Source organism: Bordetella sp., assembly GCF_057362025.1.
The window spans coordinates 15,859-30,109 of the sequence record NZ_JBMQQZ010000061.1; the positions used below are offsets into that span (position 1 = coordinate 15,859).

Annotated in this window: 15 protein-coding genes; 4 read left to right on the forward strand and 11 right to left on the reverse strand. The window is 66.7% G+C overall.

All coding sequences use genetic code 11. From position 1 onward, the window contains the following. Window positions 1–22: 22 nt before the first annotated feature. The 5 genes from ACO1P8_RS11865 to ACO1P8_RS11885 form a co-directional block, all read right to left on the reverse strand. Window positions 23–1,429, reverse strand: coding sequence for a TRAP transporter large permease (locus ACO1P8_RS11865; protein WP_486296085.1), 1,407 nt, complete (start codon window positions 1,427–1,429; stop codon window positions 23–25). Between the two features lie 27 nt (window positions 1,430–1,456). Next, window positions 1,457–2,068: a TRAP transporter small permease gene (locus ACO1P8_RS11870; RefSeq protein WP_486296086.1), complete on the reverse strand. Its 612-nt coding sequence runs from the start codon at window positions 2,066–2,068 to the stop codon at window positions 1,457–1,459. Window positions 2,069–2,082: 14 nt separating this feature from the next. Next, a complete protein-coding gene (locus ACO1P8_RS11875) occupies window positions 2,083–3,057 on the reverse strand; it encodes a sialic acid TRAP transporter substrate-binding protein SiaP (RefSeq protein WP_486296087.1) in 975 nt (324 codons plus the stop codon). Window positions 3,058–3,128: 71 nt separating this feature from the next. Further along, a complete protein-coding gene (locus ACO1P8_RS11880) occupies window positions 3,129–4,157 on the reverse strand; it encodes an L-idonate 5-dehydrogenase (protein ID WP_486296088.1) in 1,029 nt (342 codons plus the stop codon). Window positions 4,158–4,246: 89 nt separating this feature from the next. Continuing rightward, window positions 4,247–4,999: a FadR/GntR family transcriptional regulator gene (locus tag ACO1P8_RS11885; protein WP_486296089.1), complete on the reverse strand. Its 753-nt coding sequence runs from the start codon at window positions 4,997–4,999 to the stop codon at window positions 4,247–4,249. Window positions 5,000–5,199: 200 nt separating this feature from the next. Between ACO1P8_RS11885 and ACO1P8_RS11890 the strand changes: the two genes are divergently transcribed. From ACO1P8_RS11890 to pyrF, 3 genes are all read left to right on the forward strand, one after another. Beyond that, window positions 5,200–5,595 (forward strand): diacylglycerol kinase, encoded by a 396-nt coding sequence (locus tag ACO1P8_RS11890; RefSeq protein ID WP_486296090.1) that lies wholly within the window; start codon window positions 5,200–5,202, stop codon window positions 5,593–5,595. A 103-nt stretch (window positions 5,596–5,698) separates the two neighbouring features. Continuing rightward, entirely contained in the window at window positions 5,699–7,018 is a 1,320-nt protein-coding gene (locus ACO1P8_RS11895) for an NAD(P)/FAD-dependent oxidoreductase (protein ID WP_486296091.1), read from the forward strand. Window positions 7,019–7,020: 2 nt separating this feature from the next. Further along, entirely contained in the window at window positions 7,021–7,839 is an 819-nt protein-coding gene (gene pyrF / locus ACO1P8_RS11900) for an orotidine-5'-phosphate decarboxylase (protein WP_486296092.1), read from the forward strand. Between the two features lie 43 nt (window positions 7,840–7,882). Here the strand turns inward: pyrF and ACO1P8_RS11905 are convergent, their stop codons facing one another. The 6 genes from ACO1P8_RS11905 to ribBA form a co-directional block, all read right to left on the reverse strand. Next, window positions 7,883–8,422, reverse strand: a complete 540-nt coding sequence (locus ACO1P8_RS11905) for a CinA family protein (RefSeq protein ID WP_486296093.1) — start codon at window positions 8,420–8,422, stop codon at window positions 7,883–7,885. Continuing rightward, the gene (locus tag ACO1P8_RS11910; protein ID WP_486296108.1) at window positions 8,419–8,925 is read right to left on the reverse strand and encodes a phosphatidylglycerophosphatase A family protein; all 507 of its coding nucleotides are present in this window, start codon (window positions 8,923–8,925) and stop codon (window positions 8,419–8,421) included. Before ACO1P8_RS11910 ends, ACO1P8_RS11905 begins: the two co-directional genes overlap by 4 nt. A 32-nt stretch (window positions 8,926–8,957) precedes the next feature. Continuing rightward, window positions 8,958–9,923 (reverse strand): thiamine-phosphate kinase, encoded by a 966-nt coding sequence (gene thiL / locus ACO1P8_RS11915; RefSeq protein WP_486296094.1) that lies wholly within the window; start codon window positions 9,921–9,923, stop codon window positions 8,958–8,960. Between the two features lie 44 nt (window positions 9,924–9,967). After that, on the reverse strand, window positions 9,968–10,456 hold the full coding sequence (gene nusB, locus ACO1P8_RS11920) for a transcription antitermination factor NusB (protein WP_094839872.1): 489 nt from the start codon (window positions 10,454–10,456) through the stop codon (window positions 9,968–9,970). Beyond that, window positions 10,440–10,973 carry a 6,7-dimethyl-8-ribityllumazine synthase gene (gene ribH, locus ACO1P8_RS11925; RefSeq protein WP_486296095.1) on the reverse strand — a complete coding sequence of 178 codons (534 nt, stop codon included), beginning with the start codon at window positions 10,971–10,973 and terminating at the stop codon, window positions 10,440–10,442. The genes nusB and ribH overlap by 17 nt, the downstream gene beginning before the upstream one ends. Window positions 10,974–11,063: 90 nt before the next feature. After that, window positions 11,064–12,242: a bifunctional 3,4-dihydroxy-2-butanone-4-phosphate synthase/GTP cyclohydrolase II gene (gene ribBA, locus ACO1P8_RS11930; protein ID WP_486296109.1), complete on the reverse strand. Its 1,179-nt coding sequence runs from the start codon at window positions 12,240–12,242 to the stop codon at window positions 11,064–11,066. A 272-nt stretch (window positions 12,243–12,514) separates the two neighbouring features. On the opposite strand from ribBA, the gene ACO1P8_RS11935 reads away from it, so the two are divergent. After that, window positions 12,515–14,251, forward strand: a complete 1,737-nt coding sequence (locus ACO1P8_RS11935; protein ID WP_486296096.1) for a CYTH and CHAD domain-containing protein — start codon at window positions 12,515–12,517, stop codon at window positions 14,249–14,251.

Genomic DNA, 14,251 nt, shown 5'->3' on the forward strand with positions numbered 1-14,251 from the left:
TTGCTACTGCCTCCGATGTCTATCAATTCCCCATGCCCAAAGCATGCGGCAACCACAACGTTATTTCCGGCACGTAGGTAATCGCGATCAGCGCCAGGAACAGCGGCACCAGCCATGGCAGGATCGCCATGGTGGTGCGCTCCACCGACAGCCGCGCGACGCGCGCCAGGACGAACAGCACCATGCCCAACGGCGGGTGCAGCAGGCCGATCATCAGGTTCAAGGTCATGATCAGGCCGAAGTGAATCGGATCGATGCCCAGCTTCAGCACGATCGGCAGCAGGATGGGCACCAGGATCGTGATGGCCGCGATGGTGTCGATGAAGCAACCCACCACCAGGATCAGCACGTTCGCCAGCATCAGGAAGACCCACTTGTTGTGCGTCAGGCTGAGGATGGCGTCGGTCAGCGCCTGCGCTGCCTGCGTGGTCGTCAGCAGCCAGGCGAATACCGACGCCGCCGTCACGATGAACAGCACGGACGCCGTGGTTTCGATGGTCTCGAACGTGGCCTTGGCCAGCAGGCGCAAGGTCATGCTGCGATAGCGCACCAGCCCCAGGAACAGGGCCCAAACGACGGCGGCGACCGCCGCTTCGGTGGGCGTGAACCAGCCCAGCGTCATGCCGCCGATCAGGATGACCGGCGCCATCAACGCCATGACGGCGGAAAAATTGAAGCGCCAGTCCAGGATCAGCAGCACCGCGAAGGCGATGATCGCGGCCCAGTTCGTCGAGATGCCCGCCCGCGTCATCGCCCAGATGGAGAACGGAAAGGCCAGGACGATCAACACTTCCAGCGTGGCCGTACCGAGGCGGCGCAGGTCGAATCGGACGTCGTTGCCCCAGCCGTTCTTGCGGGCGAAGTAGCCGACGGTAACCATCATCATGATCGTCAGCACGGCGCCCGGTATGATGCCCGCGAGGAACAGCGACCCGATCGATACGTTGGCCATCATGCCGTAGATCACGAACGGCAGCGACGGCGGGATGATCGGGCCCAGCGTGGCCGACGCCGCGGTCACGCCCACCGCGAATTCCGTCTTGTAGCCATGGTCCTTCATCGCCTTGATTTCGATGGTGCCCAGGCCCGCGGCGTCCGCGATGGCCGTGCCCGACATACCGGCGAAAACCACGGACCCGATGATATTCACGTGCCCCAGGCCGCCGCGCATCCAGCCGACCAGCGCCACCGCGAAGTTATAAATGCGGCCCGTGATGCCGGCGATGTTCATCAGGTTGCCGGCCAGGATGAAGAAAGGCACCGCCAGCAGGGGGAAAGACTCCACCCCGGCGATCATGCGCTGCGCCACGACGACGTCGGGAACGTCGCCCGACACCAAAAGATAAAGCAGCGATGCGCCCGCCATGGAAACCGCCACGGGAACGCCGATGATCATCATCAACAGGAAGGTACAGATCAATATCCACATGCCCAGCCCCTTGTCGTTTCTTCCGTGTCAGTCGAGCGTGTCATAGGCTTCCGGCCGTTCCAGATTGGAATAGCCTTGGCGCCAGTTCACCACGGTGACCTGCGCCGATCGCGCGGCCATCAGCACGAAGCCGAACAGCGCAAGCCAGTAGACATAGGACTTGTTCCATTCGATGGTGGTCATCGGCTCGTCGCCGACGAGTTCTATGTAGCGCCACACCAGCCACGAGACATAGGTGAAGAACACGGTGCGCGCCACGTCGATCAGCGTGGACAGCACCCGCCCCGGCACGCGGGGCAGGTACCGGTACAGCAGGTCCACCTGGATGTGCCGGCAGGTGCGCACGCACATCGCCGAGCCGATGAACACGACCCCGATCAAGGCGTACGTGGCCAGTTCCTCGGTCCATGCGAAGGAATCGTTCAGCACGTAGCGCGTGAAGAACTGCAGGAACACCAGCAGGGCCATGACCCAGAACAGGCCCAGGCAGAGCCAGTCCTCGAAGGTATGGCCGGACAGGTCGGCCTGCTGGTGATCCGCTTCCTCGAAACTGGAAACGATGGACTCGACGGACGACGCGTGCTGCGTCGTCTGCGCGGACGATACGTGGACAGGGGAAACGTGTGCATCGGTGGCCATGGGCGCGTCCTCCGTTACTTCACGGCCTGGATCTTTTCCCAGTCGGCTTTTTCATAGCCGTACTGCTTGAAGGGCACTTTCTCCAGTACCGTTTTGCGGAAGTCGGCGACGTCGACGGTGTCGACCTCTATCCCTTTTTTCCTGAACTCATCGGCCAGCTCTTTTTCCCGGGCGATGATTTTCTGGGACGCGCGCTCGGCGGCCTGCTGCGCGACTTCCGAGAAGATCTTGCGGTCCTCCGGCGACAGCTTCTTCCACAGCTGGCCCGAGATAATGGTGTTCAGGTGATCGACGATGTGCGCGGTCAGGGCGATGTACTTCTGGACTTCGTAGAACTTCTTCGCCTCGATGGTGGTGAGCGGGTTCTCCTGCGCTTCCACCGTGCCGTTCTGCAGCGCCAGGTAGACTTCCGCGAAGGCGATCGGCGACGTATTGGCGCCGCAGGCGCGAGGCATCGCGAGGTAGGCCGGCACGTCCGGCACGCGCATCTTCAGGCCCTGCATGTCGGAGCACTTCTGGATACGGCGGTTGGACGTGGTCTGCCGCGTGCCGTAGTAGGTGGTGGCGACGATATGGTTGCCGCTTTTTTTCTCGTAGCCGGCGACCAGCTCCTTGTAGATATCGCTCTTGGTGTAGGCCAGCAGGTGCTGCGGGTCGCGGAAGGTATAGGGGTAATAGGTGACGCCGATGCGCGGGAAGGTCTTGGCCGCGAAGCTGGAGCCGGAGATGATGATGTCCACGGTACCCAGGGTCAGGCCCTGGTTGATGTCGTTTTCCTTGCCCAGCTGGGACGCCGGATAGACATCGATGTGATAGCGGCCGTTGGTGCGCTTTTCGATTTCCTGGGCCGCCCAGACCGATTCGGTATGGAAAGGCTCCGACGTCTCGTAGACGTGCGCCCACTTGAGCTTGGTCTGCGCCATCGCGCCCGCCGATACGGCGAACGCCAGGGCGGCGAACAGTAGTCTGACTGCCTGGCCTTGCTTCATGTCGTGTCTCCTCTCTCTTTTTTCAGGACATCGATGCGCTCTGCGGCGCCGCCTGTCGGGTCAATGGAACGTCAATCACATACGAGTTGCACCTTGGTACTGCGGGTCTTGTCGGCCGCCAGCTCGAAGGCCGCGACGGCCTGGTCCAGCGGCAATTGGGCGCTCATCAGGGGCCGGACGTCGACCTTGCGCGCGCGCAGGTAGGCGACCGCCCAGTCGAACTCCGGGCCGGCGCGGAATGCGCCGACGTAATCCAGCTCGCGCGCCATGATGCTGTTGGCGGGAAAATGCAGGCCGTCGCCGGGCAAGGTGCCGACCTGGACGATGCGGCCGCCGCGCCGCGTGGCCGCCAGGCAGGTCGCCAGCGCTGCCGGGCTGCCGGCGGCCTCGATGGAGATATCGGCGATGTCCGCCAGCTCGCGCGCGTCCACCGCATCGCTGCGCACGGTTTCGTCGGCGCCCACCGTGCGGGCCATTTCCAGCGGCCGGTCGGCGATATCGCAGACGACGATGCGGGTGGCGCCGGCCAGACGGGCCGCAATCACCGTCATGCACCCGATGGTGCCGCCGCCGGTGACCAGGACGGTACGGCCCATCATTTCGCCGGCGCGGCGCACGCCGTGCAGCCCGATGGACAGCGGCTCGGCGCAGGCCAGTTCGCCCAGCGAGATGTCTTCCGGCACGGGCGTCAGCTGCCGCTCGCCCATGACGAAGCGCTCGCGGAACATGCCCTGCACGTGCGGATACACGCTGGCGCTGCCCAGGAAGCGCATATTGCTGCACAGGTTGTCGCGGCCGGCGCGGCAATAGTCGCAGCGCCCGCAGGGATGCGAGGGGTTGATGGCCACTTTCATCCCGGGTGCCACGCGCGTGACGGCGTCGCCGACGCGGGTGACGGTGCCGGAGGCCTCATGGCCGGGAATCAACGGCTCGCGGATGACGAAGGCACCGACCCGCCCATGCAGGAAGTAATGCAGATCCGACCCGCAAATGCCGGCGGCGCCCAGGCGCAGTTCGACATCGTGCGGCGCCAGCGGCGTGGGGTCGTCGGGCTCCAGGCGCAGATCCCGGGCGCCATGTATGCGGCAGGCCAGGCTCATGGCGCATCCCCGCACGGCATGCTTTTCGATACGCCGTCCGGTTCGGTTATGGGGCTGTCGATCATCGTCTCCTCCTGGCGCCGGTCCGCTTATGTCGTCCGGTGCATCGTCCTGGATGGGGGCCTGCGCCGGCCGGTCGCCGCCGCATCGGCGGGCGACCAATGCGCGGTGAAGCGGTCGTGCGATCTGGCCATGTGGTCCCGCATGGCGGCACGCGCCGCGCCGGCGTCGCCCGCCTTGATGGCATCGACCACGCGTTCATGCTCGGCGATGGCCGCTTCCCAGCTATCCGCGTTTTCGAAATGGCTGCCCAGCTGCACAGCCAGCGGGTTGTGACGTTCGTCGTACAGCTCGCCCACGAGGCGCAGCAGCACCGAGTTTTCCGCGGCCGCGGCGATGCGCACGTGGAACAGGCGGTCGCCGCGCGCCGGGATGTTGCCCGATGCGGCCTCTTCGCGCATGACATCCAGGGCCTCGCGCAAGCCGTCGATATCCGCGCCCTTCATGACCTGCGCGGCCTGCGCCGCCAACTCGCCTTCGATCAATTGCCGCGCCAGGATGGTATCCAGCGGGCTTTCGGCCACGACGCTGCCGCTGCCCGCGCCATCGCCGCGCGGCCGCACGTAAATGCCCGAACCCATGCGCACTTCGACCAGGCCTTCGACCTCCAGCGCGATCAGGGCCTCGCGCACGGAAGGACGGGACACGCCCATCTTCAAGGCAAGGTCGCGTTCCGGCGGCAGGCGCGTGCCGACGGGGAACTCTCCCCGCTCGATCAACGCGCGCAGTTGGTCGGCGATCTGGCGGTACAGGCGGCGCGGTTCGATGGCTTGAAAGGGCATGCGATAGATCGGTCAAGTGGCCTTACCAGTTGACCGCATACTGCGCGCCACGCCCCCGTGAAACAATTAGGGTTTCTGCTTATCATTGCGGCGGGCCGCGCCACGGCCCATACGCGCTACCGTCCGTTTTCGAGGCGTGGCCCATCCCGGCCGCCGTGTCGCCGGATCCTCCTCTTTTCCGCTGCTCCATCCTATCCGCCATGACGCCTACACCGCAGCACTCGCCCTATAAAAGCACCGGCGGCGTGCGCCGCATTTTTAACGCGCTGCGCTATTCGATGCAGGGCTTCCGGGCCGCCATCCGCTACGAAGCGGCGTTCCGCCAGGAACTGGTGCTGGCCATCCTGCTGATCCCGGCCGCTTTCTGGCTGGGCCGGTCCGTACTGGAAGTGTTCATCCTGATCATGTCGGTGATCATGGTGCTGGTGACTGAGCTGCTGAATTCCGCCATCGAGGCGCTGGCCGATGCCTTATCGGTGGAAATGCATCCCTTGCTGGGCCGCGCGAAGGATCTGGGCAGCGCCGCCGTACTTCTTTGCCTGATCTTCACCGTCGCCCTGTGGGTCGCCGTGGCGGTCGGCCGCTTCCTGCTGTAGGCCCGGCGGGCCTCCCGCCGGTTCGCCGCGCCCCCGACGAAATTCGCGCCGAAACGCAGCAAATCGCGCGTAAATCCGCGCGCGCGCCGCTATACTGCGCGGCATGCCGCCGCCCACCTCGCCCAATCATCCCCACCGCGTCGTCATCGTGGGGGGCGGTGCCGGCGGTCTTGAACTCGCGGCCCGGCTGGGCCGCGCCTACGGGCCGGGCCACGTCACCCTGGTCGACGAACGCCCCTTCCACATCTGGAAACCCTCGCTGCATGAAGCAGCGGCCGGTACGCTGGATATCCACCAGGAAGGCCTGTCCTACCTGATGCTGGCGCACCTGAGCGGATTTTCCTTCGTGCTGGGACGTGTGCACGAGATCGATCGCGCGCATCGCACCGCCAATGTGCAGTGCGTGGTGGACCCGGCCGGCGAACCGGTGCTGCCGGAACGCGCGCTTCCCTACGACACGCTGGTGCTGGCCGTCGGCAGCATCGCCAATTTCTATGGCACGCCTGGCGCGGCGCAATACGCGATCACGCTGGACACCACCGATAACGCGGAACAGTTCCGGCTGACGCTGCTCAAGGCCATGATCCAGGTGGACCAGGCCAAGGTGCACGATGCAACCGCGCGGCTGAACATCGTCATCGTCGGCGGCGGCGCCACCGGCGTCGAGCTTGCAGTGGAACTGCTCGAGGCCGGCCATGTCGTCAGCGCCTATGGACTGCCCAGCTTCCGTCCGGACCGCGACCTGAGCGTGACCCTGATCGAGGGCGCGCCGCGCATTCTGTCGCCGCTGCCGGAACGGCTGGCGCGCGCGGCCCATGCCAGGCTGGCGGAACTGGGGATCAAGGTTCAGACCGGCCGCCGCGTCGCCGAAGTCATGCCGTATGGCGTCAGGACCGACGACGGTACCGTGTACGACGCCCATATCTGCCTGTGGGCCGCGGGCATCCAGGGCCCGGCTTTCCTGGGCGAATTGGGCCTGCCGGTGAACCGCATCGGGCAGCTGGAAGTCAACGAACGGCTGGAGACCCCGGATCCGCTGATCCTGGCCCTGGGCGATTGCGCCGCGGCGCCGTGGCCCGGCCACGGTACCGTGCCCGCGCGCGCGCAGGCAGCGCACCAGCAGGCCTCTTATCTGGCGCGCAAGATCGGAGCGCGCATCCAGCGCCAGCCCGAACCCGCCGCCGGCTATGTCTACAAGGACTACGGATCCCTGGTGTCGCTGGGCCAGGGCGCGGGCGTGGGCAGCCTGATGGGCAAGCTGGCGGGCCGCGGGCTGTTCGTAAGCGGTACACTGGCACGCTTCATGTACATGAGCCTGCATCTGATGCACCATCGCGCCCTGCTGGGCATCTGGCGCACGGTCAGCCTGGCCCTGGGACGCGTGCTGCTGCGGCGCACGCGGCCCCGCGTAAAACTCCACTGACGATGAATTTCAAAGAAAAACTCGACGCCGCCTGGGACGTCTCCGGTTCGCTGCTGACCGTGGGCCTGGACCCGGACGTCAAACGGCTGCCCCATGAACTGGATGGCCAGCCGGATGCGATCTTCCGCTTCTGCCGCGACATCGTCGATGCCACCGCGCCCTACGCCTGCAGCTTCAAACCGCAGATCGCGTATTTCGCGGCCGCCCGCGCAGAAGACCAGCTGGAAGCCCTGTGCGAGCACATCCGCACCCAGCATCCCGACCGCACGATCATCCTGGATGCCAAGCGCGGCGACATCGGCTCCACCGCCGAACAGTACGCCCGCGAGGCCTTCGAACGCTACAAGGCGGATTGCGTCACGGTCAGCCCCTACATGGGCCTGGATTCGATCGAGCCCTATCTGCGCTGGACCGATCGCGGCGTGTTCATCCTGTGCCGCACCTCCAACCCCGGCGGTTCGGACCTGCAGTTCGTGCGGACGGAATCCGGCGAACCGCTTTACCTGCACGTCGCGGGGCTGGTCGCGGACAAATGGAACAGCCAGGGGCAGTGCGGCCTGGTGGTCGGCGCCACGTATCCCGCCGAACTCGCGGCCGTGCGCAACCGCGTGGGGGATAGCGTACCGCTGCTGATTCCCGGCATCGGCGCCCAGGGCGGCGACGTGACGGCCACGGTGGCAAACGCGCGCAATGCGCGCGGTACCGGCATGCTGATCAGCTCGTCGCGCGCCATTCTTTATGCGTCGAGCGGCAAGGATTGGCGACAAGCCGCAGCCGAGGCGGCGAAAGACCTGCGCGACGCGATCAACGCGGTGCGCTAGCGCCGGCCTGCGCGTTCGCAACGCGCGGGCGCGGCCAGCCCGGTCAGACCAGCGTCGGATCGGATTGCGCGGTTTTCGCGCCTATCGTTTCCAGCAAGGTCAGCAGGGCAAAAGCGACTGCCTGCTCGCGTACCTGCGCGCGGTCCCCGGTGAATACATGAGTCGCGGCGCGGGTGGTGATGCCGCTGCCCGCGCGCACGGCGAACCCGAAGCACACCATGCCCACCGGTTTGCCGGGGGTGCCGCCTTCCGGTCCGGCGATGCCGGTGGTGGAGACCGCCACATGCGAAACGCGCGATTCCAGCAATACGCCGTTGGCCATTTCCTGCGCGACGGGTTCGCTGACGGCGCCGTACAGATTCAGCGTGTCCGGCGAAACCTGCAGATCCACCACCTTGGCCTCGTTGCTGTAGGTCACGAAGCCCCGATCGAACCAGGTGCTGGAACCCGCGATGGCGGTGACCGCGCCCGCCAGCAAGCCGCCGGTGCATGATTCCGCCGTACCCATCATCCAATTGCGGCGCTGCAATTCCTTGCCCAGCGCGCCGGCCAGGCTGATTATGTGGCTGTCAAACGTCGTCATTGAAAAGCTCCCATGCGCACCGCGATTGCCATGACCAGCAGCGCATAACCCGCCGCCAGCAGATCGTCCCACATCACACCGATACCGTTCTTCATGCGCGCATCAAAATAGCGAATGGGCGGAGGCTTCACGATGTCGAATGTCCGGAACAGGATGAAGGCGCAAGCCTGCGGCAACCATCCGCCCGGCACCAGCCACAGGACCAGCCAGAAGGCGGCCATCTCGTCCCACACCATGCCGACATGGTCCGGCTGGCCCAGCTCCTGGCCCGCGCGATGACAAGCCCAGCACCCATATACCAGGGCCAAAGCAATTAACAGGCCCAGGGCCGCGTCGCCGAGCCAGCGCGCGGCAGGCAGCCATATCAGCCACGCCAGCACGGTGCCCCAGGTGCCGGATGCCGGCCGGATCAGGCCGGACCCCAGTCCGAACGCGATAAAGCGGCTGGGCTTGGCGGCGATCCACGAAAAGGCGGGAAAGGCCACGCGGGCGCGGGCCCGCATGGAAACGGATTCGGGATCCGGTGTGGTCTGGGTCATGAGGAACGGAAATGGTCGAAACCGCGAGGAAGATCGCGCAGGGGCGCGCCGTCGGCATCCAGCACCGTAAGCGCCGTGCCGGCCTCGATCGCGCCGATACGGGTGACGGCCACGCCGGATTCGGCGCCGATCACGCGGATGGCATCCGCCCGATCGGCCGGCGCCGTAAAACAAAGTTCATAGGCATCGCCACCGGCCAATACCGCGTGGCGGACACGATCGGCCGGCACGCCCGCCAGGGCGGCGGACACGGGCAGGTCGTCCAGGTACAGGCGCGCGCCGACGCCGCTGGCCTTCAAAATATGCCCGAGGTCCTGCAGCAGGCCGTCGGAGATATCGATGGCGGAACGCGCGACGCCGGCCAGGGCCTGCCCCAGCGCGAAACGCGGCTTCGGCCAGTCCAGCGCGGCACGGGTGCGCGCCAGCAGCGCATCGTCCGCCGGCATCTGTCCGCTCAGCAGGCGATAGGCGATGTCCGCGTCGCCCAGGGCCCCGGACACCCAGATATCGTCGCCAGGGAGGGCGCCACTGCGGCGCAGCGCCGCGTCCGGGCGGACAGCCCCGAACACGGTCACGCTGATGGCCAGGACGCCGGGATTGCCGGTGGTGTCGCCGCCGATGAGCGGACAACCGGCGGCATGGGCCATGGCGTGGAATCCCTCTGCGAACGCCGCGAGCCAGGGCTCGCGGACTTCCGGCAGCGCCAGGCCGAGCAGGCAGCCTATCGGCCTGGCTCCCATGGCGGCCAGGTCCGACACGTTGACGGCCAGCGATTTATGGCCCAGGGCGCGGGGATCCACGTCGGGAAAAAAATGCCGGCCTTCGATCAGCAGGTCGGTGCTGGTTGCCACCTGCATGCCGGGCGGGACGCCGAACAGCGCGCAGTCGTCGCCCACGCCCAGCATTCCCGGCGGGGCGGCGCGCTTGAAGTACCGATCAATCAGGTCGAATTCGGAGGCCACGCGCGTTCCTGGGAAAGTGCCGGTGACGCCGGAGCGGGCGCTTGTCAGCGGCGCGCGGCCGCGGCCACTTCCTTGTCGCGCACCACCGCCGCCAGCTTGTCCAGCACACCGTTGACGAACTTGAAGCCGTCGGTGCCGCCAAATGACTTGGCCAGTTCGACGGCCTCGTTGATGGCGACCTTGTACGGGACTTCGATGTGATGCACCAGTTCGTAGCTGCCGATCAGCAGGATGCCGTGTTCGACCGGCGACAGCTCGTTCAGCGGCCGGTCGACGAAGGGCGCGAACCGCTCGCGCAGGTCTGGCGCTTCGCGCAGGACGCCATGCAGCAGCGTCTTGAACCATTGCGCGTCCGCTTCGGAAAAATCCTCCGCGTCGCGCAGATGGGCATCGATCTCGCCGGCGTCCTGCGTGCCTTCGCCACCGCGCAGCAGCCAGGCGTAGATACCCTGCAGCGCGAATTCGCGCGCGCGGCGCCGCGCGCTGCGCGCGTTGGCGCGGACCTGGGCGGCTTGATCAGCGGCGGTTGTCATCGTCATCGTCTTCTTCGTCTTCGTAGTCTTCTTCGTCCTCGTCCTCATCTTCGGATTCGGGTTCGAGGGCGGCGATCAGGTTGGCCATTTCGACCGCGACCTGCGCGCAGTCGCGGCCCTTGCCGGGGGCTCGGGCTTCGGCCTGTTCGTCCGTGTCGACCGTCAGCACGCCGTTGGCGATGGGAATGCCGGTTTCCACGGAGATGCGGGTGATGGCGGACGCCATCTCGTTGCTGACCACTTCGAAGTGGTAGGTTTCGCCGCGAATCACGGCGCCCAGGGCGATCAGCGCGTCGAACTCGTAGGTTTCGGCCATGCGCGCCAGCGTCACGCCCAGTTCCAGCGCGCCCGGGACGGTGACCAGCATGACGTCGCGTTCGTCCACGCCCAGCTTGGCGAGTTCTTCGAGGCAGGCTTCGAGTTCGGCCTGGCCGATCTCCTCGTTGAAACGAGCGCGGACGATGCCGATATGCAGCCCCTCGCCGTTCAAGTCAGGGGATAAGGTATAGGGATTCATCGATAACTGCCTTATAGGTTGCGGGCGATGGGTTGCAAACGGTGAACACGGCCGGCGTCGGGCGGACGCCGGTGGGCGAGGATCGGGCTCCTAGCGTACCGGGGACGCGGGAGGGTCGCAATCGTAACCTGTAATCGACAGCGCAAACCCCGCCATGCTGGGCATTTTCCGGGGACGCGCCAGGAGTTTCATCTGGCCGACGTTGAGATCCCGCAAAATCTGCGCGCCGATGCCGTAGGTGCGCAGCCCCAGGCGGTCGCCGCGCGACTCTGCCCGGGCGGCGTGGGCGGGGTCGTTCCAGGCGGAGATCTGCTCGGACAGGTGTTCGCCGCCGGCCTGGCAGTTCATCAGCACCACCACGCCCGCCGGCGCGTCGACAACGGCCTGCAGGGCCTGCGCCACCCCCCAGCTGTGCTGGCTGGAGCCCGTATCCAGGACATCCAGCACGGAGGCAGGTTCATGCACGCGGACCAGGGTCTCGCGGTTCGGATCGATGTCGCCGTGCACCAGGGCGAGATGGATGGATTCGGTCGCGGTATCGCGATAGGCCACCGAGCGGAAACTGCCCCAGGCCGTCTGCATGACACGCTCGCCCAGGCGCTGGACGATGGATTCGTGCTCGCTTCGATATTGGATCAGGTCGGCGATGGTGCCGATCTTCAAATCGTGGGCCTTGGCGAAGGCGACCAGGTCCGGCAGCCGCGCCATGGTGCCGTCCGGCTTGAGGATTTCGCAAATGACCGCGGCCGGGGTCAGGCCCGCCATGGCGGTAAGGTCGCAGCCGGCCTCGGTATGGCCGGCCCGCACCAGCACGCCGCCGGGCACCGCGCGTACCGGAAAGATATGGCCGGGCTGGACCAGATCCGCCGGCTTGGCGTCGCGCGCCACCGCGGCGCGGATGGTACGGGCGCGATCGGCGGCGGAAATGCCGGTTTCCACCCCTTCGGACGCTTCGATGGAGACCGTGAAATTGGTGCCGAAACGGGTACCGTTGCGGGACGCCATCAAGGGCAGGTCCAGTTGGCGGCAGCGTTCTTCGGTAAGCGTCAGGCAGACCAGGCCACGGCCATGGGTGACCATGAAGTTGATGGCTTCCGGCGTGACGAATTCGGCCGCCATGACGAGGTCGCCCTCGTTTTCCCGGTCTTCTTCGTCGACCAGGATGACGATACGCCCGGCACGCAGTTCGGCGATGATTTCGGTGACCGAGGCGATCCCGAAGGATTCGGTGTCGGAAGCGGGAGCGACAGGGGTCGGCTGGGCGGACATGAGGGCGGGACGGCGGGGAAAAACGACCATTTTAGCGCCGCGGCAAAGGGCCCGGCCGGGCTCGCCCGCAGGGAGCCCGCCGGATGCGCTAACCCGGCCGGGCGGGCAGCGGCATCCGGGCCCCGGCTTCGGGCGCGGGCACGCCATAAAAAATTCCCGCCGGGCCGCCGGCGGGTGCAACATGGACCACAAATGACTTCTTTATGACACGTCATCAACCCGGGTGGCACGGATGGGTAACATCGCGGGTCACTGTTGTTTTGCGGAACGTCATGTCGGAACAGGAATTGAAGCTGCACGTGCCTATGGCGTCCCGCGCGGGCGTCGAGCGCGAACTCAGGCAGGCCGGCGCGGAGCGCCTGCCATTGCACGCGATGTACTTCGATACACCCGATCGGGAGCTGGCGCGGGCGCGCATCGCCATCCGCCTGCGGCGTGAGGGGCGCAAGTGGGTGCAAACGCTGAAAACGCCGGGCGCCAACGCGATCACACGGGTGGAGATGAACCACCCCCGCCCCGGCCCCATCCTGGACCTCTCGGTCTATGCCGGCACGGAAGTCCATGACGCGCTCGCGGCCCTGAAAGGCGAACTGGAATTGCGCTACGAAACGGACGTCATGCGCCTGGTGCGCAAGACCCGCACGCGGCTGGGGACCGTGGAAATCGCCTACGACTACGGCGTGCTGCGGGCCGGCGAGCTGGAACTGCCGATTTCCGAAGTGGAATTCGAACTGGTGTCCGGACGCCCCTCGGCGATTTTCGCGACGGCGCGCGGTTGGCTGTCCCGCTATGGGCTGGTGCTGGATCCGCGCAGCAAATCCGAGCGCGGCGACGCGCTGGCGGGGCTGGCGCACACGCTGGCGCAGGCCGACCAGCCGGAAGACGCGCGCCAGGCCGCGATCGCGCAGTTCTGGGGACCGCGCCAGGCCAAACCGGTATCGCTCTCGCCGGCGATGACGCCGCCGCAGGGCCTGGCGGCCGTGGCCGCGGAATGCATGGACCAGGTCATGCGCAACGCGGCGATGCTGGCCGAGGTCGACACGCTGGACGTGTACGGCGCGGGCCAGCCGGAACATGTGCATCAGTTGCGCGTCGGCATACGGCGCCTGCGATCGGCCTGGCGCCTGTTCCGCGGCTGGGCCGAGCTGCCCCCCGACGCCGCGCAATCCGCGCTGCGGACGTACTTCACCGCCTTCGGCGCCAACCGCGACCAGGACGTCCTGCAGGAATCCATTATCCCGGCTCTGGTGAAGGCGGGCATGCCGACCTTCCCGATCCCCCATGAGGACACGCCGCCGGTGGCCGCGCGGGATACGGCGGCGGGCAAGACCTTCCAGTCGTGGCTGCTGGACATGCTGGAGTGGACGCTGGACGTACGGCCCGCGCCGGACCTCGACGGCGTCGGCCAGACCGGCGTGGCGCATGTGGCCGCCGAAGCCAACGCCAATGGCGATACCGCTATCGACGGCGCGCAAGCCGCCGGCAAGGATCGCCCCGAGGGCAACGCAGCCGATGCCGGCTCCGCGCACTCCGCCACGGCCAGGACCATCGCCGCCGCCGCGCCGCGCGCCGTGGAAATCATCCATCCCACCATCATCCCGCTGACACCGCGCGAGCCGCGCGATCTGAAGACGCTGTTGGCCCGGCGGCTGCGCAGATGGCACAAGCAGGTATTGTCGGAGGGCAAACGGTTCGCCGAACTGGATATCCCGTCCCGCCATGCGCTGCGCAAGCGCGCCAAGCGGCTGCGCTACGGCTTGAGCTTCGCCGAGTCGCTGCTGCCCGCGCACAAGATGCGCGACTACCGCCGCCGGCTGGCGGCCGTGCAGGATGTGCTCGGCGAAATGAACGACCTGTCGGTCGCTCACGACCTGTACCGGCAATGGAGCAGCCGGCATCCGCAGGCCTGGTTCGCCCTCGGCTGGATCAGCGCCCGCCAGGAAAAGCTGACCAGCGAAGCCCAGCGCGCCTTCGACAAGCTGGGACGCGCGAAGCGGTTCTGGAAATAG